This window comes from Bradyrhizobium sp. JYMT SZCCT0180, from assembly GCF_018130165.1.
Taxonomy (GTDB): domain Bacteria; phylum Pseudomonadota; class Alphaproteobacteria; order Rhizobiales; family Xanthobacteraceae; genus Bradyrhizobium.
The window spans coordinates 131346-156770 of the sequence record NZ_JAFCLZ010000013.1 but is presented as its reverse complement, the minus strand read 5'-3'; the positions used below and the strand labels follow the sequence as shown (position 1 = coordinate 156770).

Below are 25425 nucleotides of genomic sequence, written 5' to 3'. Positions count from 1 at the left end.
TCGGCTCCCATAAACGGACGTGATCGGTTCGGTTGCGCAAGTCTGACAAGCGCCGCAACCCGTCCTTCTTCCTCCTTCGGATTCGCACGAAGTTGGTGTAGCTTGCCGCGAGATGCCAGCCAGGGCACGCCGAAGTCCCGTTGGTTCACTGGTGCCGATGGCGGCCGAAGAATTTTTGGTCAGTGGCAGGCGGCGAATGCCGCTGCCGTTCGCGTGTCGGCGTGCGCCCGCCACTGCGTTGCGATTTCGCAATCCTCATTTGGGAGGATAAAATGCGACGGCGCGATTTTGTTTTCGGTTCTTCGGGCGCGGCTCTTGCGATGCTGGACAGCGCGCGCGCCCAACCCGTTGGGCGGGTATGGCGCGTGGGCACTGTCGGGCCGGAGCCGCGTGACAGGGGGCAATATCTGTTCGACGCCTTCTCACAAAAATTGGCCGAGTACGGCTACCAGCAAGGGCGCAATGTTGATCTGACCGCACACTTCACTGAAGCTCGCATCGAAAAATTCGCGGAACTTCTTGGCCCCTTGGTGGCCAATCTCGACCTTTTGGTTGTTTGGACCACGATCGGCCTGATCGCCGCCAAGAAAGTTGTTCCTCCCGCTTTGCCAGCCATTTTTCTTGGTGTGGGCGATCCGGTGCGCATAGGCGCGGTTCAGAGCCTTTCGCACCCCGGAGGAAACATGACCGGGGTGACGTATGAGTCGGCGACCGAGACATGGGCAAAGCGAATTGAGCTCCTCAAGGAGATCGTGCCCCATCTCGACAGAGTCGGCGTTCTGAAAGCGGGAAATGATCCAAATTCAGTATACGCCATGGCTTCGCTGGAGCCGTGGCTGCCGGCACTCGGCGTCACATTGGTGCCGGTGGATTTTACGTCGACCGACGAGCTGGACGCTGCATTCTCTGAAATGATGCGAAACAACGTCAAAGGCGTGTTGGTGATTTCCGGAGCTCTTACGTTCGTCAACGGCAAGCGGATTTCGGAGCTCGCATTGGAGCATGGATTGCCGTCCGTTCACGGATTCAGGGAGACCGTTGCACTGGGAGGATTGGTGAGCCTCGGACCGGAGCTTGTCGCAATCGCCCGGCAGGGCGCGCGGCTCGCAGACAAGATCATGAAAGGGGAGAAACCGGCCAATATCCCCGTCGAAGAGCCTACTGTTTATGAAGTATGGCTCAATTTGCGCACCGCGCGCGTACTCAACATCACGATACCGGCGTCCGTTACCGCCCGCGCCGACCGTGTGATCGAATGAGCCACCAAGTACGTCGCCCCCATGCGGGCCCTCATCGTGCCGAACGGATGCTCGACTGGCGGTGCGTGCAAGCGCCCGCTGGACGGCCGGGTTTTGGCTATTAGTATAGGCGCTGGGAAAACGAGGGGAAGCCAATGCTTTTCAAGCGATTTCGTCGGGCCGTTGAGCCTAGTCCCAGCAAATGGAAGCGAATAGAGGAAACACCGATACCGTTGAGCCTCGGCCGGATTTGGCTCGTTGATCTTGATGGCAGTATCACGCGGGCGATGGCATTTACCTGGCCGATCCTCAAACGCCGCGAGCCGCGCAAATATCGGTTATGGATGTCTCGTGAGCCTCACGCACGAGAGCCTTCCGCTGAAGCTATTGCGGCTCTCAGAGTGCTCAAAGCCAAATAGACCGGCGCCGAGCCTCGGTCACGGAAAGCGCGAAGCCATTTCAATCGCCAACCGCGCGCTCTGCATCGCCAGACGTGACATTTTCTCAAGCAGGCTTCGCTGCTCGTTGGCGAGCTTGTAGAGACGAGCGGATTCGGGCCCCGCGGAGAACTCCGAAAAGCGCCGACAGCGGAGGCTCAGGTCTTTGGGAGCCACCACCCGAATATCGCAACAACGACGCACGCAGCCAGGGTGATCAAATTCCAGCCCATTGAGATCCAGTAACGGACCGGCGCTTCGTCTTTTTGAAAAATCCAGGTCTCGTAGTCCAGAATATCCTCACCGGTGACCTCGATTTTTCTTTCGACGAGGCCATTCCAGAACCTGCGGCTGCAATCGAAGCAAAAATAGATCGCGACGAGGCGAGCGACGATCTCACAAAGGAAAAACTGCATTCGACACCCGTCATCAAGCGCTGCTTCGATGACCAGGCCGCAATCGGCCGGGTCACGGCAGTCGTTGCATCCGCGCTACACGGCTTGGGTGTAGCCGGACGAGGTGTTGGTTCAATTGCAGGAACGATTTGTGGACCCCGCGAAGCGCCGGGCGTGAGGCGATCAATCCGGACGGATCATCTCGAACATGTTTTCCGGCTTGATCTCGAAATAATCGCCGCTGCGGCCGGCGCGGACGATCGGGCGGGCCAGCGCAGTCTGGTAGACGCCGTCCTTGATCATGGCCTTGTCGATGTGGACGGCGACGACTTCGCCGAGCGTCAGCCAGGCCTGCGCCTTGTCGCCGTTGGCGCCCTGCAGCTGGATGATCTGCGTCAGCCTGCACTCGAACGCCACCGGGCTTTCGGCGACGCGCGGCACGTTGACGAGCTTGCCGGGTACCGCCGTGAGGCCGGCGATATTGAACTCGCTGACGTCGCGGGCGACGTGGGCCGCGGTGGCGTTCATCTGCTGCGCCAGATCCTTGGTGGCGAGATTCCAGACGAACTCCTTGGTCTCCTGGATGTTGGCGGCGCTGTCCTTCCAGTTGGTGGAGGAGAAGCCGATGATCGGCGGCTTGTAGCAGAACGCGTTGAAGAAGCTGTAGGGCGCCAGGTTGACGTTGCCCTCGGTATCGCGCGACGAAATCCACCCGATCGGGCGCGGCGCGATGATGGCGTTGAAGGGGTCGTGCTTGAGGCCGTGGCCCTTGGCGGGTTCGTAAAAATGCAGGTCTTTGGGGCTCTTGGCGTCCATTTTCCGGTGTTTCCTTCAATCGCAGGGTCGGCAAAGCGTAGCCTTCCCGCCGACTTTATTGAAGTAACAATGGTGGGCACGGCGCATGCGCCTTTGCCCACCCTACGTCGGAAATCCGGCTATTTCGCCTGCCGCGGCTCCAGCGCGCGGAACAGGAAATCGATCATCTGGTCGATTGTGGCGGTAGGCTTGTTGACGGCCTGCGCGATCATCTGCGGGTGGAAAAAGCGGATCATGCCGGTGCAGGTGCAGAGCGCGGTCAGTGGCAGGTCAGGGGCCTCGAACTCGCCGGACGCCACGCCCTGCCCGATCACCTCGCCGATCATGCCGGTGACGCACTCGATATGGGCGACGCAGACGTCCCAGTCCTCCTCCATCGCGATCGCGACCATCTCATGCAGCTTGTTATCGCCGACATAGCGCTCCGAGTTCATGCGATTGATGGTCGTGAGCAGATCGCGCAGACGCTGCTTGGCCGGACCGGGTGCAGCCACAATCCGCCGCGCCTCGACCTCGACCTCGCCCATCAGGGTGCGCGCCACGCCTTCGTGGATCGACTTCTTCGAATCGAAGAAGCGATAGACGTTGGCCGGACTCATGCGCAGTTCTTTGGCGATGTCGGCGACCGTCGTCTTCTGGTAGCCGAGCTGTCTGAACAGACGCTCCGCCACGACGAGAATACGCTCCCGCGTGTCGGTTTCCACATTTTCAGCAATCAGCGTCATGTCAGAACCAATGTTCAATTATTCCGCCGCGTCGGCAAGCGGAAATGCGAGTGGAGACGTGCTCAGCTCCTTGGCGGCATGTTGCGGCGCAAGATCGGGCTGCTTGGCTTGGCCGCTTTCTTCCAGGCTCTTGCGGAACCAGAGCGCGTAGAGGCCCGGCAGGTACAGCAAGGTCAGGAAGGTTGCAACGAACAAACCGCCCATGATGGTGATCGCCATCGGGCCCCAGAAGGCCGAACGCGACAGCGGGATCATGGCCAGGATGGCGGCCAGCGCCGTCAGGATCACCGGCCGGGCACGCCGCACGGTGGCTTCGACGATGGCCTCCTTGCGCGTCATGCCATGGGAAACGTCGGTCTCGATCTGGTCGACCAGAATCACCGCGTTGCGCATGATCATGCCGGCCAGCGCGATCAGCCCGAGCAGCGCCACGAAGCCGAACGGCTGGCCCGCGATGTTGAGGCCGAGCGAGGCGCCGACGATGCCGAGCGGCGCCGTCAAGAACACCAGGATCAGGCGCGAGAAGCTCTGCAGCTGGATCATCAGCAGCGTCAGCATCACCAGCGCCATCAGGGGAAACAGCACGGCGATCGAGGCGTTGCCCTTGGCGGATTCCTCGAACGCGCCGCCCGGCTCGATCCGGTAGGCCGGCTCGAGGCTGTCGCGGATCTGCTGCAGTTTCGGCCAGATCTGGTTGGTGACATCGGGCGCCTGCACGCCGTCGGCGACGTCGGTACGCACGGTGATCGCCATGTCGCGGTTACGCCGCCACAGGATCGGCTCCTCATGGGCGTATTCGATTTTTGCAATTTGCTGCAGCGGCACGGCGACGCCATTGCGCGAGGTGACCGTGAGGTCGCCGACATGGCCGAGATCGAGCCGCTCGGACGGCACGGCGCGGGCGACCACGCCGACCTTCTCGATGCCGTCGCGGATGGTCGTCACCGGCGCACCCGAGATCAGCATGCTGAGCGCCTGCGAGACGTCCTGCGGGGTAAGACCCAGCGCGCGGGCACGGTCCTGATCGACCACGAGCTTGAGGTAGGGCGACTGCTCGTTCCAGTCGAGCTGCGGCTCGAGCGCATTGGGATTCTGCCGCATCACGTCACGCACCTGATAGGCGATGTCGCGGACCTTGTTGGGGTCGGGGCCGATCACGCGGAACTGGACCGGGAAGCCGACCGGCGGGCCGAAATTGAAGCGGTCGATGCGCACGCGCGCCTCGGAGAGGTCGCCGCCGGCGACCGCCTTCTCCAGCCGCGCCTTGATGCGCTCGCGGGCGTCGACGTCCTTCGACACGATCACGATTTCGGCGAAGGCCTCGTTCGGCAGTTGCGGGTTGAGGCCGAGCCAGAAACGCGGCGAACCCTGGCCGACATAGGAGGTGTAGGTCGCGATGTCCTTGTCGTCCTTGAGCAGCGCCTCGGCCTTCTTCACCGACTTCTCGGTGACGTTGAAGGCGGTGCCTTCGGGCAGGCGCAGCTGCAGGAACAGTTCGGGACGTTCCGACAGCGGGAAGAACTGCTGCTGGACGTTACCGAAGCCGACGATCGAGAGCGCGAACACGCCGACGGTTGCCACCACCACCTTGATGCGGTGGTCGACGCACCACTGCACCATGCTGCGCAGGATGCGGTAGACGCGGGTCTCATAGACCGCGTGCGGATCGTGGTTGTGGTGGACCTTGATGTTCGGCAGCAGCTTGACGCCGATATAGGGCGTGAAGATCACCGCGACGAACCAGGACGCCACCAGCGAAATCGCCACGATCCAGAAAATGCCGCCGGCATATTCGCCGACCGCGGAATTGGCAAAGCCGATGGGGAGGAAGCCAGCGGCCGTGACCAGCGTACCCGTGAGCATCGGAAACGCAGTAGATTCCCAGGCAAAGGACGCCGCGCGAACGCGGTCCCAGCCCTGCTCCATCTTCACCACCATCATCTCAACCGCGATGATGGCGTCATCGACGAGCAGGCCGAGCGCGATGATCAGCGCGCCCAATGTAATACGGTGCAGATCGATCGACATCGCGTTCATGACGATAAAGACGATCGCCAGCACCAGCGGCACCGACATGGCCACCACGATGCCGGTTCGCCAGCCGAGCGCCAAAAACGAGACGAACAGCACGATCGCCAGCGCCTCGAGGAAGGAGTGCACGAACTCGCCGACGGCGCGTTCGACCACCTTCGGCTGGTCGGCGATCTGCTCGACATTGATGCCCTGCGGCACCGCCTTCATGAAGTCATTGGTCGCGTTCTCGACTTCCTTGCCGAGCTCGAGGATGTTGGCGCCCTTGGCGGTAACCACGCCGATACCGAGCGCGGGCTTGCCTTCCTGGCGCGCCTTGAAGGTCGGCGGATCGACGAAGCCGTGGGTGACGGTGGCGATATCGCCGAGGCGGAAGATCCGGCCGTTGCTCTCGACCGGTGTCTCGGCAACCGCCTTGGCGCCGTCGAGCGCGCCGGTGACGCGCAGCGGCACGCGCTGCGAGGAGGTTTCGACCGTGCCGGCCGGCGTGACGTTGTTCTGCTTGGCCAGCGAATCGAACAGCGCCTGCGGCGTGATGCCAAGCGTCGCCAGCTTGGCGTGCGAGAATTCGACGAAGATGCGCTCGTCCTGGGTGCCGTAGAGGTTGACCTTGGTGACGCCATTCACCTTCAGCAGCCGCTGGCGCATGCCTTCGGCGGCCTTCTTCAGCTGCGCGTAATCGGCGCCCTCGCCGGTCATCATATAAAGGATGGAGTCGACGTCGCTGAACTCGTCGTTGACGACGGGACCGAGCAGGCCTGCTGGCAACTGGCCCTGCACGTCGACCAGCTTCTTGCGCAGCATGTAAAACAGATACGGCACGTCCTTGGGCGGCGTCGAATCCTTGAACGTGACCTGCATCGCGGTGAACGCGGGCTTGGAATAGGTCTGCACCTTCTCGAAGTAAGGCAGTTCCTGCAGCTTCTTCTCGATGGGATCGGCGACCTGGGTCTGCATCTCCTGCGCCGTGGCGCCCGGCCAGATCGCGGAGACGTTGACCACCTTCACGGTGAAGAACGGATCCTCGGCGCGGCCAAGCCGCTCGTAGGAGAAGTAGCCGGCCACACCCAGTGCGATCATCAGGAACAGGATCAGCGTCGGATGGCTTACCGCCCAGCCCGACAGATTGAAGCGCTTCATGTCACTCTCCAACGTATTCCGTTGTTACCGACCGCGGATCAGAACGACAGCGACGAGACGACCCGAACCTTCTGGGCCGGATCGAGCTTCTGCACACCGAGCGCGACAACCTTGGCGCCTTCAGGCACGCCGCCGGTGATGACGACGGAATTGCTCTCGTAGGATTTCACGACGACCGGCTTCAGCGTCACGGCGCCGGCATCGTCCACGATGTAGAGCGAGGGATTGCCGCCCTGGCTGTACAGCGCCGACAGCGGCAGCTTCGCGACGTTCTCGGTGGCGGGATCGGACAGCGTCAGCGTTGCGGTCATGCCGAGCGAAACGCTGTCGCCGGCGCCGGGCAGCGAGAACTTTGCCAAATAGGTGCGCGTTGCCGGATCCGCCGTCGGCGCGATCTCGCGCAGTTTTGCGACATACTTCTTGTTGGCGTCCGACCACAGCGTGACGGAGGCGGCACCATCCTTGGCGCGGCCCACCAGAGTTTCCGGGATCGCGACCACGGCCTCCTTTTCGGCAAAGCGCGCGACACGGACCGCGGTCTGGCCGGAGGCGACCACCTGGCCGGCATCGATCAGGGTCGCGGTGACGACGCCGCGGGTATCGGCGACCAGCGTCGCATAAGAGAGCGAGTTCTTGGTCAGTTCGACCGAACGTTCGGCACGATAGAAGCGCGCGCGGGCCTCATCGGCGGCCGCGCGGCTCTGATCCATTTGCGCGTCCGTGGTCCAGCCCTTGGCGCGCAGATCCTTGGCGCGCTGCTCGGATGCAGAGGCCTGCGCCAGCACGCCGGTCGCGGCGCGGTATTCCGCTTCGGACTGCTCGGCCTGTAGCTTCAGATCGACTTCATCGAGGGTGGCGAGCGGCTGGCCGACATCAACGGTCTGGCCGACTTCCACGAGGCGCTTTGCGACCTTGCCCGGGACCCGGAAACCCATGTCGGTCTCGATCCGGGGCCTGATGGTGCCAACAAAGCTGCGTTCCGGCGTTTCCGCCTCATAATGCACGGTGGCGACCAGAACCGGGCGCCCGGGAGCGGCCTTTTCGGCTGCCTTTTCATTGCAGCCGGTCAGCGAAAACACCGCCAACGCCAGCGCCGCTCCGGTCAAGAGCTTGTAATAGCTGGAAAAAATGGATCGGGCGAACATCGGTTTCTCCATCGGCTACATGCTGATGAAGATTATTGAATGTTCACTGACGAATGTCAATATTCGTCAGTGAACACCAATTCGTGAGTTAACGGGTGTTAAGGAACCCAACTTTCCCGTCGCCCCTGCGAACGCAGGGGCCCATAGCCACAAATGCCGATGAGGCGGAAGACCACTGGCCGCGTGCCCTTCCCCGGGGCCGCGGCGTATGGGCCCCTGCGTTCGCAGGGGCGACGGGTAAAGCTATTTCCCCTGCCCTGCTCCACCGAACTCGGTCTTGGTGTCGTGCCCGGCCAGAAACACCAGCAGCCCCGCCGCCAGCGGCAGCAGCGAGAGCACCAGCAAACCGGTCGACGTGCTCCCGGTGGCTTCCTTGACCCAGCCGACCAGATACGGCCCGCCAAAGCCCGCAAGGTTGCCGATCGAGTTGATCAGCGCGATCGCGCCCGCTGCGGCGGTACCCGACAGCCACGCGGTCGGCAATGTCCAGAACACCGCAAACGTGCAGAACACGCCGATCGCGGCGATCGTCAGCAGCACCATCGTCGTGACGGGATCGGAGATGTAGCTGGAGGCGCCGAGTGCTACGGCGGTGAGCAGCAGCGGCCCACCGACATGGGCGACGCGCTCGCGCGTGGCGTCGGAGTGCCGCGCCCACAGGATCATCGCGATGGTGCCGAACAGGAACGGGATCGCGGTGACGAAACCGGTCTGCGCATTGCTGAGGCCGAATGCTTTGACGATTTGCGGCAGCCAGAACTGCATGCCGTAGAGCGCGCCGACGAAGCCGAAATAAACGATGCTCAACATGAGCACCTTCGGCGATGACAGCGCCTGCCCGAGCGTCAGGTGCTTTGCCGCCTGCTTGGTCGCGATCTCCGCCTGCAGCTTTGCCGCCAGCCACGCCTTCTGTTCAGACGTCAGCCAGTCCGCCTTGTCAGGTCTGTCGGTGAGATAGAACCAGGTGACGATGCCGAGCAGCACCGAGGGAATGCCCTCGAGAATGAACAGCCACTGCCAGCCCTTCAGCCCCATCATGCCGTCGAGCCCGAGCAGCAGGCCCGAGATCGGCGCGCCGATCACGGTGGAGACGGGAACGGCGATCGCAAACGCGGCGAGGAACCGCGCGCGATATTCCGCCGGATACCAATAGGTCAGATAGAGAATGATGCCAGGAAAGAAGCCGGCTTCGGCGACGCCAAGCAGAAAGCGCAGCACGTAAAAACTCAGTTCGCCGCTCACCAGCGCCATCGCCGCCGAGATGATGCCCCAGGTCACCATGATGCGGGCGATCCAGCGGCTGGCGCCGAATTTTTCCAGCGCGAGGTTACTCGGCACCTCAAAGATGAAATAACCGATGAAGAAGATGCCGGCGCCCCAGGCGAAGATCAGCGGCGTGAAGTTCAGTTCCGCGTTCATGGTGAGCGCGGCGAAGCCGAGATTGACGCGGTCGAGATAGGAGAAGAAATAGGCCAGGATCAGGAATGGAATGAGCCGCCATGAGATCGTGCGGATGGTCGAGGTTTCGATGTCGCTGCTGGCGCCGCCGGCGGCGACTGACGTGGTGGCAAGACTCATAAGTTTGTTCCCGGGCCGTTTGTTGCTGTTGCCGGGGTTTTGAGCATTGGCAAAACGGTGTCAATCCGATTTGCGGGAGCAGCGCATCCGCAATCGGATGGGGGCAATGCGCGGGACGCAATGGCTGGGCTTCACTCCGCCAGCTGAAACCGCTCGAAGCGATGCAGCTCTTCCTCGATGCGGCGCTTGAGCTCCTTGCGCGGAGCCTTCGCGGCGCCCTTGCCGACCCAGTTCCATTTCTGCATCAGCAATTTCTTTTCCTTGCGGTCGGTCTTCAGATCGATCGCGGCAACGATGTCTTCGCCGACCAGCACCGGCAGCGCGAAATAACCGAACAGGCGCTTTTGCTTCGGCACATAGGCCTCGAAACGATGGCCGTAGTCGAAGAACAATTCGGTGCGCTTGCGCTGGATGATCAGGGGATCGAACGGCGAAAGGATGTGCACCAGGCCGCCATCGCCCTCGCCCGTGGGTTGCTCCAGCGTCTCTGCCCGCGCCCAATGTTCCTGCTTGCCCGCGCCTTCGAGGGCGATCGCCACCATCTCCTTGCGGCGGACGCGCGCCTCGATCAGGCGGCGGACGGCGGCCTTGCTCGGCGCATCGAGATGGCAGATCGAATCGAGGCTGACGAGCCCCTGCGCGCGCAAGGCACGATCGAGCAGATAGGTGGTCGTCTCGAGGTTCGATGCCGGCTTCGGCGGCTTGTCCCAGCCGAAATGCCGCGTCATCAGCTCATACGTCTTCAGCATGCCGGTGCGTTCGGAGATCGTGACCGCGCCGGTATAGAACGCCAGCTGCAGCGCGCGCTTGGACGGCTTGCGGCTCGCCCACAGGTGCTCCTTCTCGGTCAGCACGTCGTCCTCGATGTCGCGGATGGTCAGCGCGCCGTCCCGCTTGAGCAGCCGCATCACCTTGCGGGTGTCGGCGGGGCTGACGGACGCGAACCATCTATGGCCCTCGCGCTTGTGCAGCTTCATGCCCGGCACGAAGAAGCGAAAGTCTTTCGACGGCACATAGGACAGCGCATGGGTCCAGTATTCGAACACGCTCTTGTCGATGCTCTGGGCCTGCCGCAGGTCCGCGCGGCGATAGTTGGGGATGCGGCTGAAGAGAATGTGGTGGTGGCAGCGCTCGATCACGTTGATGGTGTCGATCTGCACATAGCCGAGATGCTCCACCGCGGCGGCAGTGGCTGCTGGCCCCTCGCCGAACGGGTCAGGCGTATCGAGCCGCTGGGCACGCAGCCAGATTCGCCGGGCCTCGGTCTTGGTCAGGGGGTGGGGTTTTGTCGCGCGGGGCATTGTCCCGCAATGTAATCGGATTCGCTGATTGGAGAAGTCCCGGAATCGGGATGGGGAACGGACTCTTTGTTTGACGCGTTTCTTAAACGCGAACCGGTACCCACCCCGGATCAAGTCCGGGGCAGGCGTCGCTCGAAAACGCTATCTCTTCGGCCGGTCCGGGACGCTGCCGGTTGCGATATCCGCCTCGCAGGACGCCTTGCCATGGTCCGGGGCGCGGCATTTGTAGACGCTGCCAGTCAGGCGATCGACCAGCCACGCGCTCTCTTCGCTCGGACCTTCGACGGCGGTATAGCGGGTGCCGAGCGCGTTGATGAACGTCGACAGCAGGATCGCCGCCGCGATCATCGCCGCGCCGATCAAGGTCGGCATCGAACTTGCCGAGCCCGTGAGCTCCGGTGGAACGTTACGATAATTTTGATACTCACGTTGACGCTTTACCGACTGAAACACCCGCCCGCCTGCTCTTGCTTGCCCAAACCTTTTCTTCTGATTTTCTTTTGGGATTCTCTTCGTGGAGAATCTTGCTAGGTGTCCATCATGCCGATTTGTTGTTCGCAGATCGGCGCTGACGCGACGGCTTTGCGACCAGCAAACAGCAACGAAGAGGCCGGGAAGCGGCACGGGTTCGCTGATACCTGCAACACGAGGCCATTGCGCTTTGGATCATTGCAGGCGGATCGCAAGCGTCCTTTACTGAAGCCGCAGGGAACGCAGTGATCTAGATCACACAGAGTAACGCAGCGACCCCATATCAAGGAAAACCGGCTGCTTCCAACGTGACCTAGATCACATTAGTCGGTTTGAACCTGTCTTATCGTCGCAGCATCAAACCGCCAACCAGCCAATCTGGCAGGCGTAACAATGAGGAAGACGACAATGACCCGCATTAAAGGATTTTCCATCCTGACATTCGGCGCCGTGCTGTCGATGACAGCGGGCGTTGCGTTTGCCGGCGAGACCGTCTCGGCAGACAAGATCATCCGCGCGTTGAAGCCGACATCGGCAACCCGCAGCCTCTCGATGACCCCGCAGGTAGACACCGCCAAGCAGGCAAAAGAAGCCAGCTTCGTTAATTCGCTGCGCAACCGGAAGACCCGGTCGCTCTCATTCGACGAGCGCCAGGAAATGGCCGAGCTCGCCGCGACCAAACCCAAGATCGATCTCGAAATCCGGTTCGATTACAACTCGGCCGCAATCAGCAAGAGTTCCGAGCAGGCGGTGGGAGAACTCGGCAAGGCGCTCTCGGACCCCGCCCTGAAGGGCTCGACCTTCATGGTCGCCGGTCATACCGATGCGGTCGGCGGCGAGGCCTACAACCAGGACCTCTCCGAGCGCCGCGCCGATACGATCAAGAGGGTGCTGACCGAGGAGTTCGGCATCAACGGCTCTGATCTCGTGACCGTCGGCTACGGCAAGACCAAGCCGAAGGATGCGAACGCGCCGCTGGACCCGGCCAACCGCCGCGTCCAGGTCGTCAACATGGATACCAAGACCGCCGCGAAGTAAGTTCGCGCGCTTCGATCCGCCTGCCGGAAACGGCAGGCGGATTTTGCGTTTATATCCAGTTCTGGAAAATCATCAGGCGGTTGAACGTCGCCATCGATGTTTCCACGAACGCGGCCGAGATCGGCAGCATCACGGCGAAGCCCGCCGCTCCGACAGCGACAAAGCCCCATAGCAGCCAGCCCGGCGTGTTGCCGCGGCGGAGCGCATAGACCAGCACGAAACTCGCGGTGGTCGCGGCCGGCAGATAGTAATAGATGAAGCCGAGCGTTCGCGGCAGCAACGCCCAGGCGAGATACGGGCCGAGAAAAAACGCCAGCACCAGAAACGCATCAGCTCGCCGCGTTACGATCCAGTCGCGCAGGCAAACCAATAGCGCAATCAGCGCCGGCCACAGGATCAGGGGATTGCCGAGAAAGACCACGGCCGAGATCCTGTCGTCTCCGACCTTGTCGAACAGATACCAGACCGGGCGCACCAGGAACGGCCAGGACGGCCACGAGCTCATATAGGTGTGGCCCGCGATCGCGGTCGTGGTGTTGTCGCTGAAAATCCGCCGTTGCGCCTCGATGATGTCAGGGACCGACAAGCCGTAGAGCGGGACGAAGGTCGAGAGATAGGCCAGCGCCGGGATCAGCAGGAAGCACGCCGCGAAATGCCAGGCCTTGAAACCGGGCCACAGGTCGGGCCGATACCAGTCGTCGGCATTGCCGTCGGCAAATTGCGTACGCCAGCTTTGCAACAGGCGGATCACCGCCACGATGACGACGCAGACCGCGAGCACGAACAGCCCGCTCCATTTGCAGCCGATCGCAAAACCGCAAAACAGCCCGGTCAGCGCGAACCACAGATGCGGCCGCTGCTGCCGGAAGCCGTGCATGAACGCGGCGATGGCGAACAGACTGAAAGTCAGCGCGAAAATATCCAGCATCGCGATCCGCGATTGCACGAACAGCATCTGGTTGAAAAAGGCGAGCAGGCTCGCGGCGATGGCCGGCCCCTGTGCCGCGAACAATGCGAGGCCGCACAGATACACCGCGACGATGGCGAGCGCGCCTGCCAGCACCGCAGGATAACGCCAGCCCAGCGGCACGTCGCCGAAGGTGTGGATCGACAGCGCGATGAATTGCTTGGCCAGCGGCGGGTGCATCGGGTTGAGCATCGGCTGCGGCATCACGGGCAGAAGCATCTGCCGCGCCGCCGGCACGTAATGCACCTCGTCGAAGTAGAACTTTTCGGGCGTGGTGATGCCGATCAGCATCGCGAAATGCGCGAAGAAAAACAGGGTACCCGCGATGATAGCGGTGCGCGCAATCGTCTGATTGGGAATAGAAGTTGGTGATTCTGGCACTGTCTTCACGAACTGAATGAAATTGCGGCAGAATTGAGTGTGGTCGGTACAGATTTTTATGTCCATCGCATTGAACGCAATTCGAATCCGACGGCACTAACCGACGGGCTAGTAAGGCGCCGCTTGTGATAATTCTGCCACATCGCTTGCGCGCGTGATCCGGTACGATGTCGGGATAATCGATCGGCTTTGAAATGAAATCGCGTAACTACTCTTTTTTTCTTTTTGTGCTTGGCGCAATCGCGGTGCTGGCGGCAAGTCCGCTCTCAGCGCAAACGCGCGTCGGTGAAGCCGCCGTCGTCAAGAATCAGGTTCTCCGAGTTGCCGGATCGGCAACCAGCCAGCTCAATGTCGGCGACGGATTGCTGCGCGACGAAATCGTGCGCACCGGCCTCGACAGCGCCGCGCGGCTGGTGATGTCCGACAGCACCAACCTTTCGCTCGGGCCGAGCGCGTCGCTCAAGCTCGACCGCACCGTGTTCGACGACGAGACCCATTATCGCGACGTTGCGATCCGCCTGACCTCCGGCGCGTTCCGATTCGTCACCGGTAATTCGGAAAAAGCCGCCTACAAGATCACGACGCCGCTTGCGACCATCGGCGTCCGCGGCACCACGCTCGACATCCTGTCGCAGCGCGGCCAGACCGTCGTCAACTTGCGGGAAGGCCAGGCCTCGGTCTGTACCGTCAGCTTCGAATGCGTCCAGCTCACCAATCCCGGCGATACCGCCGTCATCACCCTGAGCGGCGGCAAGACCACCATCAAGAAGACCAACAACCCGCCATGGACCTTCGCCAAGACCTGCAGCGCCGCGGCGGGGCTTTGCAGCGCGACGCAATATGCCAACGCCTCGCCGACGGTGACGCCGCCGGTCGATGACGGCGGCATGCTGTGCGGACGCTGATGATGTCAAACCGCATCAAGGGCTTCATTGTATCGGCCGCGCTGACCGCGGGGGTTTTGTTGACGCCGATGCTGATCGCGCCCGCGTCGGCGCAATCGCCGTCACCAACGTATTCGCCGTCACCAACACCAACCCCCACATATTCACCCACACCGACGCCCTCGCCGTCGCCGACCCCCATTGCGGCGCCAACGCCGACGCCAACGCCGAGTCCAGGCCCAACCGGCGCGGATTCCAGCGCGGGATCGATCAACGATCTGGCCAAGCAGCGCTTCAACCAGATGATCACCAACCGCGTGCTCGGCACCGTGCTGCTCGGCGTCAACGAGCAGGTCAATTGCGGCGATTGCGTCAGCGCGTTCGGTTCGGCGGGATCGTTCTCGGCCGGCATTCACGGCCGCAAGAACCTGACCGCCAATCTGTCGCTGCTGGCGGGCATCGCCTACACCCATTACAGCGAAGGCGGCTACAGCGTCACGGCAGCCCCGATCGGCGCGTTCGCACTGCGTTACGATTTCGCCGACTGGGGATCGTCACGGCCGTTCTTCGACATCGGCGCCATCCTGACGCCCTATGAGAAGATACGCTATCGCCGCACCTATGCGACGAGCCTGGGGGCGGTATCGCTGGACAGCCACACGACCGGCGACAATTACGGCGTCTATGGCCGCGCAGGCTGGATCAGCCGGCTGTCGCCGCGCGACGAGGTCGCCGCTTCCGTCGAGGTCTGGCAATTGTGGCAGCGCGTGAAGGGCTATACCGATCCCGCCGCCGCGTTCAATCCGTTCGACGCCTCGATATCAGGCGGCACCGACAAGACCAATCTGGTCAAGATCGGCGGACAGTGGACGCATCTGTTCAGCAACAATGTCGAGGCCAATATCAATGGCGGGTACGTGCAATCGTTCGGCACGCAATCCGGCATCGTCGCCACCGTGACCGGCAACGGCACCGTGGTGCCGACGATCGGCAACCAGGGCTGGTTCGAATATGGCGGCCGCCTCGGCTTCCGGATCAGCAAGGGCTGGGTCGCCGACCTCTTCGTCAACGGCACCGCCGGCCCGCAGCCGGTGGGCAACACGCTGCATGGCGGCCTCGGCTTGCGGATTACGTATTAGGCCGTGGACTCGTAAGCGCCTCGGGCAGGTCCCGCCATGGTGCGCCCGAACGCTTGGCCGCTCCGATGAAGCGAGCACTACAATCCCGGTGATCTCGCCGCCCAAGCCTTGGTGGCCTGGCAGCTTTCCATCGCTCGGGCGTAGGCAGGGCGTGCCGTCGTGCGGGCGAGATAGTCCCGCTCGGTAGAACCGGGGACGTAGTTGCCGGTTCGCAGGCCGAGCAGGAGGGCGTAGCTCACCGAGATATCGGCAGCAGTGAATCGGTCGCCGGCGAGATAGGGGCAAGCCGCGAGGCGGCGGATAACCAACCCCAGCCGGCTCTCGAAGGTCTCGAGTGCCCAGCAGGTAACCCGGGCATTTCGCTCGGCTTCGGGCGCCAGTTGGCGACCGACCAAGACGGCGTTCATCGGCCCGGCGAGCCCGGCTTCGCCTAAGTGGAGAAATTGCAGATAGGAAGCGAAGGTGGGATCGTCCGGGGCGACGGCAAGCGAAGCTGAGCCGTGGCGGGCGAGCAGGTACTCAAGAATCGCGATCGATTCGACCATGATCGTCTCGCCGTCCTGCAGTGCGGGAATGAAGCCGGCGGGGTTGATCGCGAGGAAATCGCGATCAACCTCGGCTGCCAGCAGATCGACCGGGCGCAGCCGATAAGCCAATCCTAATTCCTCAAGCAGCCAAACAACACGGAAGCCACGACCTTCGCCATAGACGGTGAGCATAGTTAAGCGTTCCTGGATTGGGCTAGATATACACCCGGGATAGATGGTGGGCACGGCGCGAAGCACGCCTTTGCCCACCCTGCGCCCCTCGCCTTACGCCGCCGCGATGACAGTGAGATCAGGCGCTGGCCGCAGCCGGTTGCGCCGCATTCGCGGCCGCGACGTCCATCCACATCACTTCCCAGATATGGCCGTCGGGATCCTCAAAGCTGCGGCCGTACATGAAGCCGTAATCCTGCTTCGGGCAGGGATCGACGCCGCCGCCCGCCCTCTCGGCCTTGCCGACGAGATCGTCGACTTCCGCCCGGCTGTCGGCCGAAACACAGATCAGCACCTCGCAGGATGTCTTCGTGTCCGCGATCTTCCTCGGCGAGAACTGCATGAACTTCTCGTGAGTCAGCAGCATCGCGTAAATGGTCTCGGAAAACACCATGCAGGACGCGGTGTCGTCGCAGAACTGGTCGTTCTTCACGGCGCCGATCGCCTGGTAGAACGCGGTGGCGCGGGCAAGGTCGCTGACCGGCAGGTTGACGAAGATCATTTTGGCCATGAATGGGCTCCTTTCGAGGGGTTCGGATCGAGGACGAACCAGCCGGGACCGATCCGACATCGGCTTTGGAGATTTTTCTCGGGCTGATTTTCCGTACCGCGACGGGGCTTTAGCAAGACTTCGGCAAACAACGAAAATGCCCGGCGCGAGGCCGGGCATGACAAATTTAACCGTCATCGCGAAGGGCGACGAGAAGCTACGATTTCTTCTCCGCGGGATCCCGGTGCACGGGATCGACCCACAGCACGGTCTCCGGCTTTTCGATCGGCTCGATGTCGAGGTTGATCGCGACCGCTTCGCCGTCGCTGCGCACCAGCACGCATTCCAGCACCTCGTCACGGCTGGCGTTGATCTCCTGGTGCGGCACATAGGGCGGCACAAAGATGAAATCGCCGGGACCGGCTTCGGCGGTGAACTGCAGCTGCTCGCCCCAGCGCATCCGCGCCTTGCCCTTCACGACATAGATGATGCTTTCGAGATGGCCGTGATGATGCGCGCCGGTCTTGGCGTCGGGGCGGATCGTCACGGTGCCCGCCCATAATTTCTGCGCGCCGACGCGGGCGAAATTGATCGCGGCCTTGCGGTCCATGCCCGCGGTCGACGGCACGTTGGGATCGAGCTGATTGCCGGGAATGACGCGGACGCCATCATGCTTCCAGCGATCGGCGTCGTGGCTGTGCGAGTGATCGCCATGAGAATGATCATGAGAATGATCGTGCGAGTGATCGTGTGTGTGGTCGTGAGGGCCTGACATCGCGCTGCTTTCCGTAAAATCGTTCGGTGGCCGAGCGTACATAAAAACGTGAACAGAAACCAGCGTTTAGAGGAACCGCCGGCGCATTGGTGCGTTGTCCTATCGAAGTACAGACATCAAAAGGAATGTTCCATGGGTAGCACGGCAGACAAGATCAAAGGCGCCACCAACGAAGCGATCGGCAAGGCCAAGCAGGGCATCGGCGAAGCCACCGGTTCTGAGCAACTGCAGGGCGAAGGCGTGATCCAGGAAGTCAAAGGCAAGGGCCAGAAGGCCATGGGCGACGCCAAGGAAGCCACCAAGGAGGCCCTCGACAAGGCCGCCAACGCGGCGAACAAGAACCTCTGATCGCGCTGATTGCGTGAAACTGAAAGACCGGTCCTTTGGGACCGGTCTTTTTTGTTTGCACCATAGGGGCGCAGCAAGCGAGAAGCGGCGGTTACTTCACCGCCAGCAATTCGACATCGAACATCAGCGTGGCGTTGGGCGGAATGACGCCGCCGGCGCCGCGCGCGCCATAGCCCAGCGCGGGCGGAATGATCAGCGTGCGCTTGCCGCCGACCTTCATCGAGGCGACGCCCTCGTCCCAACCCTTGATGACGCGGCCCTGGCCGATCGGAAAATCGAACGGCTCGTTGCGGTCGACCGAAGAGTCGAACTTCTTGCCCTTCTGGCCATTTTCATAGAGCCAGCCGGTGTAGTGCATGACGCAGGTCTGGCCGGGTTTCGGCGAAGCGCCGGTGCCGACCGTGCTGTCAATGATCTGCAAACCTGAAGCTGTGGTCATGGGTTTTCCTGCGGTCTGGGCCGATGCCGGGGCCGGAATAAGGGTTGAAGTAGCAGCCGCCGCCACGGCGGCAAAAGCGCTCTGAATGATCGTGCGTCTGGAAGATCGCATCTCGTTACCTTTCTCGATAAGCCGGAACGTGTCTAGCGCAACGGAGCTGACGTTGTCACCCCGTCGGCGCAGCCAAATACGCATGGAATCGGCGCGCATCCGGCGTGGTCAATCGACATCCTTATTCACTTCTTTATCCCGATGCCGCTCAATCTCTTCAGGCTCCTGCTCGTCGAGGTGAGTAAGCTCCGACCTCGCATCGCAATCCACGCGCAAAAGCTCATCCAGCTTGGCATGAAGTGCGAGATTATCGCGCCGGTTGGTGCGCTGGATGAACAGCGTCATCATAAAAACCGCCAGGGTGCCGACGGCCTCCCAACCGAAGGTATCCCCAGCAAAGGCGAACCACAGCGCACCGTAGGTGACGACCCCGAGGAAGGCGGCGGGGTGTCCCGCCGCTTGCCCGATGTGGGTTGTCCAGTGCTGCTCAGGTACCTTCGCCATCGCTGCTGCTATTTCATCTTGACGCTGGGCTCCCGGCCCCAAACCCGCAATTGACCGAGCTTGCCGACAAAGTCTGCCGCGTCCTTTGGCGATGCCAGCGAAATGAAGCCTTCGTCGATATCGGCCTCGGCGATCCCGGCCTTCGCAAACAGCGGTGTTGCCGCTTCCACGTGGCCGATGAACTTGCAATGGGCGAACGCGTCGGCGACGAAATCGCGCGCGGTGGATTCCTGCAGCAGATCGTCCATTGCCGCAGCCGCCGGCAGCAGCGCAACCGCGTCGTACAATACCGACGGAGCGCCGTCGATCATCTGATCGGCCTCGATCCAGGTGCCGTCGCCGGCCTTGGCTCCCCCGACCTTCGGGGCGATGATTTCGAAAGTGGCGCCTTCCTTGGTGAGCACCTTCTGCAAAGCTTTCAGCAGTGCCGCATCGGTACCGTCGGTGACGAGAATACCGAGCTTGCGGCCTTCGAAGCGTTCCGGCCCGTTTTCGACGATGCTCAGTTTTGGGGACGGATCGAGGTCCTGCCGCGTCGGCATGGCCGCAGCGGCCGGCTTGGGCATCGCTTTGAGCCCGAGCCCTGCTCCGACCTTGCCCGCCAGCGACTCGTCGATGTTGAGCAAATGCGACACCATCCGCTCGCGAATGACAGGGGTTTTCACCTTGCTGAGTTCGAAGGTCAGCGCCGCCGCGATATGATGCTGCTCGCCGCGGGTTTGGCTGATCAAGAACTGCCGCGCCTGGCTGTAGTGATCGGCAAAGCTCTCCGCGCGCAGGCGGCGTTTGGCGCCCTGCTCCACGTCCGCAAATGGCACGAAGCCGCGCTGCGGGGACTCGCGTGGGCCTTCGCCGAATGAATTCGGCTGATAGTTGACGCGCCCGACCGGGTTGCGCACCGCCATATGACCATCCTGCTGGAAATGAGCGAACGGACATTTCGGTGCGTTGATCGGAATATGGGTAAAGTTCGGGCCGCCCAGCCGCTTCAACTGGGTGTCGAGATAGGAAAAATTGCGTCCCTGCAGCAGCGGATCGTTGGAGAAGTCGATGCCGGGCGGCACGTTCTGGGTCATGAACGCGACCTGTTCGGTCTCGGCGAAGAAATTATCCGGCATCCGGTCCAGCACCAGACGGCCGACCGGGATCGGCGGCAGCATCTCTTCCGGAATGATCTTGGTGGGATCGAGGACATCAAACTCGAAACGGTCCGCGAAGGCCTGATCGAACAGCTGAAACTGCAGTTCCCATTCCGGAAAGTTTCCGGTCTGTATGGCCGTCCAGAGGTCGCGGCGATGGAAATCCGGATCGGCGCCGTTGATCTTCACGGCCTCGTTCCACAACACCGACTGCAGTCCGAGTTTGGGCTTCCAGTGGAATTTGACGAACGTCGACTCGTTCTTCGCATTGACGAGGCGGAATGTATGAACGCCGAACCCTTCCATGAAGCGGAACGAGCGCGGGATGGCACGGTCCGACATCACCCACATGATCATGTGCATGCTTTCGGGGGTCAGGCTGATGAAATCCCAGAAATTGTCGTGGGCGGATTGGGCCTGGGGAAACGCGCAGTCCGGCTCTTCCTTCACCGCATGAACGAGGTCCGGAAACTTGATCGCGTCCTGGATGAAGAACACCGGAATGTTGTTGCCGACGATGTCCCAGTTGCCTTCCTGCGTATAAAGCTTGACGGCAAACCCGCGCACATCGCGCGCCAGATCGGACGAGCCCTTGGCGCCCGCTACCGTCGAGAACCGCACAAAGGCCGGCGTTCGCTCGCCTGCGCGCTGAAACAGGTCGGCACGGGTGTATTTCGAAAGCGGCTTGTAGGTCTCGAAGAAGCCGTGTGCGCCGTAGCCGCGGGCGTGAACGACCCGCTCCGGAATGCGCTCGTGGTCGAAGTGGAAGATCTTTTCGCGGAAATGGAAATCTTCGAGCAGGGTTGGTCCGCGGGGGCCGATCCTCAGCGAGTTCTGATCGTCCGACACCGGACCGCCCTGGGCGGTGGTCAGCACCGGAACATCAGCCGTCGCAACCTGATGCAGTTCGCCACCCTCGCCGCGACCGAGTTTCTGATCGTGAATCGTTACTGATCGGGCGGATATTGCTTTGCCGTTGACGGCGGACTTGGAAGATTTGGCCATGAATTTTCCTGGTAGAAACAATGGCACCAAGCGTCGGTCCATCGGAATGACGGGAAGGCAAAAATCCCCCGCGACCGCGGGGGATTTTCAGCTCTGGTTTCAACTGCCTATCGCAGCAGCAGGATCAGGATGATCAGCGGAATCGGAATTCCGACGAGCCAAAGAAGAATGGGCATGGGACGTTCCTTTCATTTTGCAAAATTAGCGGTGAGCGGCGCGTCGCCATGTACCGTCGCGAAGGGCACCGCCTTCGGTCGCAGCAAGGCTTGCGCAGAACGCTCCGATCAGAAGTGACGCCACGAGCCAGAACGCGAGTTGCGCGGTGGCCTTGCGGGCCGCATCAGCATCGGCCTTGATCTGCGTGACGACATCATTGACGCGCTTTTCGGCATCGGCCTGGCTCAGGCCCGTTCGCGCAGCAATGACCTTGGCAACGTAAGTCTTGTCGGGCGCTTTCAGTTCACCGCCGTTGCGGAAGCTTGAAGTGAACAAGCGAGTCACTTCACCACGCGGATCCTGCGCATTGCCGGTGCTGGCCGGCGCCGGGGTGTCCGCACGCAGCAGCGTGTCGACGTAACCGTCCATCGGGCCGGACTGGCTGGCCGCTGATGTCGCCGCCTGGCTTACGCCGGACGCCGCGCCGCCAATCAAGCTGCTCGCCGGCGAGGCCAGAAGGATCGCGCCGAGCACGGAAGCGAACGCCCAGGCGATGAAGCCATGGGCGGTGTCACGAAAATAGACCTCATCGGTGTGAACGCCGGTCCATCGCGTCCGCAGGCGACCGGCGATATAGCCCCCGATCGAGGACGCGAGCATGGCAATGACGATGAGATAAAGGCCAGTTCCGATTTTGAAGGTCGTTGCCGACACGCCCGAGCCGCTCCAGGGCGACACGACGGAGAGACCAAGACCGATGCCGAACGCCAGCAATACCAGCGTGAGCGCACAACTGACGACGGCACCAGCGGTAACCGCGGGCCATGAAACGCCGGAGACGGACGGCTCGGCCGTATCGACTCCCGGTTGAATAACGACTGCATCCATAATAGCGCGCTCCCAGCTGACGGCAGATATTTCAAGTGCCGCATAATTGTTCAGATGCCGCACCAATGTGCCGAAAGATCATTGGTTCCAGAGCATTGCCTTCTTCTTGCCGGAAAGAGACGGAAGCACCGAGTGAGCACGAGAACGAGGACACCCTTGGTTTTTTCCGAGGGCGCGTGATCGATATTGTCTCTGTGTGACGATGGATCGGCCTAGTCTACCGCGCGATCCGCAGCCTCTTTGGCTTTCTTGCCTGTCTTCTTCACAGATTCTTCCCCGGCCTTTTCAGCTTCGGCGCGCCGTTCGCATCTGTCTCGGATTTCCTCGAGTTCGTCATCGGTGAGGTGTTCTATTCCGACAAAGGAATTCTGCGCGGTGCTGACGCGAATAAGTTCGTCCAGCTTGACCTGAATGGCCGCGCTGTCGCGGTTCTGGGAGTTCTGGATCAGAAACACCATCAGGAAGGTGACGATCGTCGTGCCGGTATTGATGACGAGTTGCCAGGTGTCAGAATATTGAAACAACGGGCCTGTAATCGCCCAGACCAAAACGACTCCCGCCGCGACCATGAACGCGGAGGCGCGGCCAGCCGCCAGCGACGTCTTGTTCGCGAGATCACCGAAGAAGCGACTGAACCCCCCGCGATGCTCTGCGGATCTGTTATCCTGCGGATAGGCGTTTTGGCCGGCCATCGACGAAATCTGCTCCTTTAATGCCTGACCGCCCAGCGCGACGCGCCGGGCGGCACGATAGGCGAGTTTCAGCTCGCGGCCTTGCGATTGACGCCCTTGCGGAGCGCTGCGGTATTAAGCTTGGCATTGGCGGCCTTTTCCTCGTTCAGGTTCGTCGTCAGGAACCGGACGATATCGTCGTGGCCAAGTTCTTCCGCCCAGGCGATTAGCGTGCCATAGCGGGCGATCTCGTAATGCTCGACCGCCTGCGCGTTCGCCACGATCGCGGCGTCCAGCACCGACTTGTCTTCGATCTCGCTTGCGGTTGCATTGGCTTCCTTGATCAGGCCGTCGATCGCCGGGCAATCGGTACCAGTCGGTTGTTTGCCCAGCTTCTTGAACACCTGATCAAGTCGCTCGATCTGCTTGTTGGTCTCTTCAAGGTGCAGTTTGAGCCCCTGTGCCAGATCACGGTTGGTCGCCTGATCGATCATCTTCGGCAGCGCCTTGGTAATCTGCTGCTCTGCGTAATAGATGTCCTGCAAGCCGTGCAGCAACAAATCGTCCATCGTCTTTATGTCTTTTGAGAACAGTCCCATATGCATCTCCTGAGCTAAAATCTGGATTGGATGCGCGTTAAACATTGCCGGATGCGCAATGTTCCTACCGATGTTCATTGAGATGGCGTCGAATTCTCGGGACTAGTTTCCGGCGCGCAGGTCGCGATACTTGAAGGCGAGGACGCTGGCCGAGAGTGCGGCTCCGACGCTGTTAGCAGCGACGATAACCCAGTCTGCTTTCAACAAGCCGTAACCGATCCAGCACACCAAACCTGACGTCAGAACGACGAGCATGGTCAGCGACAGATCGTCGGTCGATCCACGCGGCCACGCCTTCTGCACCTGCGGAATATAAGACAGGGAGGTAAGAGCGGCGGCGCAGGCTCCGATCCACGGAGCGAAGTCCTGGATCATTTCGACGGCGCCATAAGGTGGAAAAGGGGCATCCGGAACCTCACTGCGGAATTGTCCGTCGGGGGCTCCGGACGCTCAGTACCTAGCGATTCATGAATAGAGCAAGAAGCAAAATGATCGGAAGCGGAATTCCGATTAACCAGAGAAGCGCGCCTTTTCCGAAACCCATGTCAGCCTCCGTGTATTGATGACTGAATGGACAACGCGTGGCGCTGAGCCAAGTTCCAATAGCGCAACCGGTCAACCGATCGATCCGCCATCCCGGTCCAGCGCGAAATCGCGCAGCAAGGGCGAGGTCGCACCCGCGATCAGGTCGCCGATCAGGTGCGCGGCGAGATAGCTGAACGTGATCCCGTTGCCGCCATAGCCGTACGCCGCAAAGACGCCCTTGTGTCCCGGCACCGGGCCGATCAGCGGCAGGCCGTCGCGCGTGGTGTCGAACGTGCCGGACCAGCGGAATTCGATTTCGGTGTTCGCGATCGGCCACAGCGCCGCGAGCTCTTGTGCGAGAATCCTGGACTTCTCGGGGATCAGGCGGTCGCGCGCCTCCGGCTCGATCACATCCTCGCTGTCCTCGCCGCCGATGATGATCCGCCCTGCCCGCGTCGTGCGCGCATAATGATAATCCTTACTGTTCTCCCAGATCAGCACGGCATCTTTCCAGATGTTCTGCGGCTGCGGCGTGGTCGCAATCGCCCAGCTCGACGACACCGCATGCACCGTCGAATGCACGATGTCGGGCATCGTATAACCGGTCGCGAGTATCACCGAACGCGCCTCGATCTCGCGGCCATTGGCCATGGCGACGCCAACCGAGCGGCCGGCGGCATCGAACGCCACGGCCTCGCCGTCGAACAAACGCGCGCCACGCGCAACGCACGCGTTGAGGAGCCCGCGCGCCAGTTGCATCGGATCGGAATCGGCGGCGCCCTTTGATACGATCGCACCGGCCCGCGCAATTCCATAAATTTCCAGCAATCTGGCGTGGTCGAGATAATCGCCCGGCAGACCGGCGCGTTGGCGCAGGCGATTCTCTTCGATCAACTCGCCGCCGGTGTCACCGGCCGCCAGATAAAGCGAATCCCTGTCATGCATGTCGCAGGCGATGCCGAGCTGTGCTACCAGCGATTTCAGGCCGGTGACCGCGTTCAGGCTGGCGCGATAGGCGCGCGAGGCGCGCTCGAAACCATAGGCCTCCGTCAGCTCCGTCAGCGAGCGGTCGATTTCCCACAGCAGCATCGAGGTGCTCGCCGCGGTGCTGCCGCGGCCGGGTAATTCGCGATCGACAATGACGACGTCGAGGCCCTGGCGCGTCAGGCGCTCGCCGACCAGCGATCCCGTGATCCCCGCGCCGACGATCAGCGCATCGCATTTGAGACTCTCGCTGACCTCACGGCGCGCCGGATGTCCGGCCGCCGCGAACCACGGCGATTGCCCGCCGTGCAGATCGGCCTGTTCGGTGTCGTCGGTATCGAGAACGCTGATGGCGGACCTCAGGGGGCTGACGCAGGAGAAAATCCGGCGCACGCCTGCGCCCATCG

The 25425-nt window shown here is 61.9% G+C and carries 25 protein-coding genes; 5 read left to right on the top strand and 20 right to left on the bottom strand.

The window, feature by feature from the left end:
* Positions 1-272: 272 nt before the first annotated feature.
* The gene (locus JQ641_RS20245; RefSeq protein ID WP_211997733.1) at positions 273-1259 is read left to right on the top strand and encodes an ABC transporter substrate-binding protein; all 987 of its coding nucleotides are present in this window, start codon (positions 273-275) and stop codon (positions 1257-1259) included.
* Positions 1260-1833: 574 nt separating this feature from the next.
* Here JQ641_RS20245 and JQ641_RS20240 read toward each other — a convergent pair.
* The 8 genes from JQ641_RS20240 to JQ641_RS20205 all read right to left on the bottom strand — a co-directional run bounded on the left by JQ641_RS20240 (position 1834) and on the right by JQ641_RS20205 (position 11178).
* Positions 1834-2091, bottom strand: a complete 258-nt coding sequence (locus JQ641_RS20240) for a hypothetical protein (RefSeq protein WP_211997732.1) — start codon at positions 2089-2091, stop codon at positions 1834-1836.
* A 162-nt stretch (positions 2092-2253) separates the two neighbouring features.
* Positions 2254-2886 (bottom strand): flavin reductase family protein, encoded by a 633-nt coding sequence (locus JQ641_RS20235; protein ID WP_211997731.1) that lies wholly within the window; start codon positions 2884-2886, stop codon positions 2254-2256.
* Positions 2887-3005: 119 nt separating this feature from the next.
* Entirely contained in the window at positions 3006-3611 is a 606-nt protein-coding gene (locus JQ641_RS20230) for a TetR/AcrR family transcriptional regulator (RefSeq protein ID WP_211997809.1), read from the bottom strand.
* Between the two features lie 18 nt (positions 3612-3629).
* Entirely contained in the window at positions 3630-6782 is a 3153-nt protein-coding gene (locus JQ641_RS20225; protein WP_211997730.1) for an efflux RND transporter permease subunit, read from the bottom strand.
* Between the two features lie 38 nt (positions 6783-6820).
* A complete protein-coding gene (locus JQ641_RS20220; protein WP_211997729.1) occupies positions 6821-7927 on the bottom strand; it encodes an efflux RND transporter periplasmic adaptor subunit in 1107 nt (368 codons plus the stop codon).
* Between the two features lie 243 nt (positions 7928-8170).
* Positions 8171-9505: an MFS transporter gene (locus tag JQ641_RS20215; RefSeq protein WP_211997728.1), complete on the bottom strand. Its 1335-nt coding sequence runs from the start codon at positions 9503-9505 to the stop codon at positions 8171-8173.
* Positions 9506-9636: 131 nt separating this feature from the next.
* Positions 9637-10806 carry a winged helix-turn-helix domain-containing protein gene (locus tag JQ641_RS20210; protein WP_211997727.1) on the bottom strand — a complete coding sequence of 390 codons (1170 nt, stop codon included), beginning with the start codon at positions 10804-10806 and terminating at the stop codon, positions 9637-9639.
* Between the two features lie 141 nt (positions 10807-10947).
* Positions 10948-11178 (bottom strand): hypothetical protein, encoded by a 231-nt coding sequence (locus tag JQ641_RS20205; protein ID WP_211997726.1) that lies wholly within the window; start codon positions 11176-11178, stop codon positions 10948-10950.
* A gap of 507 nt (positions 11179-11685) precedes the next feature.
* Here JQ641_RS20205 and JQ641_RS20200 point away from each other — a divergent pair.
* On the top strand, positions 11686-12315 hold the full coding sequence (locus JQ641_RS20200) for an OmpA family protein (protein WP_211997725.1): 630 nt from the start codon (positions 11686-11688) through the stop codon (positions 12313-12315).
* Between the two features lie 49 nt (positions 12316-12364).
* On the opposite strand, the gene JQ641_RS20195 is transcribed toward JQ641_RS20200, so the two are convergent.
* Entirely contained in the window at positions 12365-13573 is a 1209-nt protein-coding gene (locus JQ641_RS20195; RefSeq protein WP_502754977.1) for a phospholipid carrier-dependent glycosyltransferase, read from the bottom strand.
* Positions 13574-13857: 284 nt separating this feature from the next.
* Between JQ641_RS20195 and JQ641_RS20190 the strand changes: the two genes are divergently transcribed.
* On the top strand, positions 13858-14568 hold the full coding sequence (locus JQ641_RS20190) for a FecR family protein (RefSeq protein ID WP_211997723.1): 711 nt from the start codon (positions 13858-13860) through the stop codon (positions 14566-14568).
* Positions 14568-15686: a hypothetical protein gene (locus JQ641_RS20185; protein ID WP_502754974.1), complete on the top strand. Its 1119-nt coding sequence runs from the start codon at positions 14568-14570 to the stop codon at positions 15684-15686. Before JQ641_RS20190 ends, JQ641_RS20185 begins: the two co-directional genes overlap by 1 nt.
* 77 nt (positions 15687-15763) lie before the next feature.
* On the opposite strand, the gene JQ641_RS20180 is transcribed toward JQ641_RS20185, so the two are convergent.
* The 3 genes from JQ641_RS20180 to JQ641_RS20170 all read right to left on the bottom strand — a co-directional run bounded on the left by JQ641_RS20180 (position 15764) and on the right by JQ641_RS20170 (position 17709).
* Complete coding sequence (locus JQ641_RS20180; protein WP_211997721.1) at positions 15764-16405, bottom strand: glutathione S-transferase family protein; 642 nt, start codon at positions 16403-16405, stop codon at positions 15764-15766.
* Between the two features lie 118 nt (positions 16406-16523).
* Positions 16524-16955, bottom strand: coding sequence for a VOC family protein (locus JQ641_RS20175; protein WP_211997720.1), 432 nt, complete (start codon positions 16953-16955; stop codon positions 16524-16526).
* A 196-nt stretch (positions 16956-17151) separates the two neighbouring features.
* Positions 17152-17709 carry a cupin domain-containing protein gene (locus tag JQ641_RS20170; RefSeq protein ID WP_211997719.1) on the bottom strand — a complete coding sequence of 186 codons (558 nt, stop codon included), beginning with the start codon at positions 17707-17709 and terminating at the stop codon, positions 17152-17154.
* A 132-nt stretch (positions 17710-17841) separates the two neighbouring features.
* Here JQ641_RS20170 and JQ641_RS20165 point away from each other — a divergent pair, with 132 nt between their 5' ends.
* Positions 17842-18057 carry a CsbD family protein gene (locus tag JQ641_RS20165; RefSeq protein WP_192738400.1) on the top strand — a complete coding sequence of 72 codons (216 nt, stop codon included), beginning with the start codon at positions 17842-17844 and terminating at the stop codon, positions 18055-18057.
* Between the two features lie 91 nt (positions 18058-18148).
* Here JQ641_RS20165 and JQ641_RS20160 read toward each other — a convergent pair whose 3' ends face one another.
* From JQ641_RS20160 to JQ641_RS20125, 8 genes are all read right to left on the bottom strand, one after another.
* Entirely contained in the window at positions 18149-18607 is a 459-nt protein-coding gene (locus JQ641_RS20160; protein WP_211997718.1) for an FKBP-type peptidyl-prolyl cis-trans isomerase, read from the bottom strand.
* A 108-nt stretch (positions 18608-18715) separates the two neighbouring features.
* Positions 18716-19051, bottom strand: coding sequence for a low affinity iron permease family protein (locus JQ641_RS20155; RefSeq protein ID WP_211997717.1), 336 nt, complete (start codon positions 19049-19051; stop codon positions 18716-18718).
* 8 nt (positions 19052-19059) lie between these two features.
* Positions 19060-21195, bottom strand: a complete 2136-nt coding sequence (gene katE / locus JQ641_RS20150) for a catalase (protein ID WP_211997716.1) — start codon at positions 21193-21195, stop codon at positions 19060-19062.
* A 201-nt stretch (positions 21196-21396) separates the two neighbouring features.
* Positions 21397-22239 carry a hypothetical protein gene (locus tag JQ641_RS20145; protein ID WP_211997715.1) on the bottom strand — a complete coding sequence of 281 codons (843 nt, stop codon included), beginning with the start codon at positions 22237-22239 and terminating at the stop codon, positions 21397-21399.
* 212 nt (positions 22240-22451) lie between these two features.
* Positions 22452-22931, bottom strand: a complete 480-nt coding sequence (locus JQ641_RS20140; RefSeq protein ID WP_211997714.1) for a low affinity iron permease family protein — start codon at positions 22929-22931, stop codon at positions 22452-22454.
* 68 nt (positions 22932-22999) lie between these two features.
* Positions 23000-23509, bottom strand: a complete 510-nt coding sequence (locus tag JQ641_RS20135) for a YciE/YciF ferroxidase family protein (protein ID WP_211997713.1) — start codon at positions 23507-23509, stop codon at positions 23000-23002.
* A gap of 102 nt (positions 23510-23611) precedes the next feature.
* Positions 23612-23884, bottom strand: a complete 273-nt coding sequence (locus tag JQ641_RS20130; protein ID WP_211997712.1) for a SemiSWEET family sugar transporter — start codon at positions 23882-23884, stop codon at positions 23612-23614.
* Between the two features lie 240 nt (positions 23885-24124).
* The gene (locus JQ641_RS20125; protein ID WP_502754976.1) at positions 24125-25402 is read right to left on the bottom strand and encodes an NAD(P)/FAD-dependent oxidoreductase; all 1278 of its coding nucleotides are present in this window, start codon (positions 25400-25402) and stop codon (positions 24125-24127) included.
* Between the last annotated feature and the right edge of the window lie 23 nt (positions 25403-25425).

Excerpts from the sequence above, each read along its gene's own strand:
- JQ641_RS20245 (WP_211997733.1), top strand. The coding sequence starts at position 273 with ATGCGACGGCGCGATTTTGTTTTCGGTTCTTCGGGCGCGGCTCTTGCG.
- JQ641_RS20240 (WP_211997732.1), bottom strand. The coding sequence starts at position 2,091 with ATGCAGTTTTTCCTTTGTGAGATCGTCGCTCGCCTCGTCGCGATCTAT.
- JQ641_RS20235 (WP_211997731.1), bottom strand. The coding sequence starts at position 2,886 with ATGGACGCCAAGAGCCCCAAAGACCTGCATTTTTACGAACCCGCCAAG.
- JQ641_RS20230 (WP_211997809.1), bottom strand. The coding sequence starts at position 3,611 with ATGACGCTGATTGCTGAAAATGTGGAAACCGACACGCGGGAGCGTATT.
- JQ641_RS20225 (WP_211997730.1), bottom strand. The coding sequence starts at position 6,782 with ATGAAGCGCTTCAATCTGTCGGGCTGGGCGGTAAGCCATCCGACGCTG.
- JQ641_RS20220 (WP_211997729.1), bottom strand. The coding sequence starts at position 7,927 with ATGTTCGCCCGATCCATTTTTTCCAGCTATTACAAGCTCTTGACCGGA.
- JQ641_RS20215 (WP_211997728.1), bottom strand. The coding sequence starts at position 9,505 with ATGAGTCTTGCCACCACGTCAGTCGCCGCCGGCGGCGCCAGCAGCGAC.
- JQ641_RS20210 (WP_211997727.1), bottom strand. The coding sequence starts at position 10,806 with ATGCCCCGCGCGACAAAACCCCACCCCCTGACCAAGACCGAGGCCCGG.
- JQ641_RS20205 (WP_211997726.1), bottom strand. The coding sequence starts at position 11,178 with ATGCCGACCTTGATCGGCGCGGCGATGATCGCGGCGGCGATCCTGCTG.
- JQ641_RS20200 (WP_211997725.1), top strand. The coding sequence starts at position 11,686 with ATGACCCGCATTAAAGGATTTTCCATCCTGACATTCGGCGCCGTGCTG.
- JQ641_RS20195 (WP_502754977.1), bottom strand. The coding sequence starts at position 13,573 with ATGCTGATCGGCATCACCACGCCCGAAAAGTTCTACTTCGACGAGGTG.
- JQ641_RS20190 (WP_211997723.1), top strand. The coding sequence starts at position 13,858 with ATGAAATCGCGTAACTACTCTTTTTTTCTTTTTGTGCTTGGCGCAATC.
- JQ641_RS20185 (WP_502754974.1), top strand. The coding sequence starts at position 14,568 with ATGATGTCAAACCGCATCAAGGGCTTCATTGTATCGGCCGCGCTGACC.
- JQ641_RS20180 (WP_211997721.1), bottom strand. The coding sequence starts at position 16,405 with ATGCTCACCGTCTATGGCGAAGGTCGTGGCTTCCGTGTTGTTTGGCTG.
- JQ641_RS20175 (WP_211997720.1), bottom strand. The coding sequence starts at position 16,955 with ATGGCCAAAATGATCTTCGTCAACCTGCCGGTCAGCGACCTTGCCCGC.
- JQ641_RS20170 (WP_211997719.1), bottom strand. The coding sequence starts at position 17,709 with ATGTCAGGCCCTCACGACCACACACACGATCACTCGCACGATCATTCT.
- JQ641_RS20165 (WP_192738400.1), top strand. The coding sequence starts at position 17,842 with ATGGGTAGCACGGCAGACAAGATCAAAGGCGCCACCAACGAAGCGATC.
- JQ641_RS20160 (WP_211997718.1), bottom strand. The coding sequence starts at position 18,607 with ATGCGATCTTCCAGACGCACGATCATTCAGAGCGCTTTTGCCGCCGTG.
- JQ641_RS20155 (WP_211997717.1), bottom strand. The coding sequence starts at position 19,051 with ATGGCGAAGGTACCTGAGCAGCACTGGACAACCCACATCGGGCAAGCG.
- katE (WP_211997716.1), bottom strand. The coding sequence starts at position 21,195 with ATGGCCAAATCTTCCAAGTCCGCCGTCAACGGCAAAGCAATATCCGCC.
- JQ641_RS20145 (WP_211997715.1), bottom strand. The coding sequence starts at position 22,239 with ATGGATGCAGTCGTTATTCAACCGGGAGTCGATACGGCCGAGCCGTCC.
- JQ641_RS20140 (WP_211997714.1), bottom strand. The coding sequence starts at position 22,931 with ATGGCCGGCCAAAACGCCTATCCGCAGGATAACAGATCCGCAGAGCAT.
- JQ641_RS20135 (WP_211997713.1), bottom strand. The coding sequence starts at position 23,509 with ATGGGACTGTTCTCAAAAGACATAAAGACGATGGACGATTTGTTGCTG.
- JQ641_RS20130 (WP_211997712.1), bottom strand. The coding sequence starts at position 23,884 with ATGATCCAGGACTTCGCTCCGTGGATCGGAGCCTGCGCCGCCGCTCTT.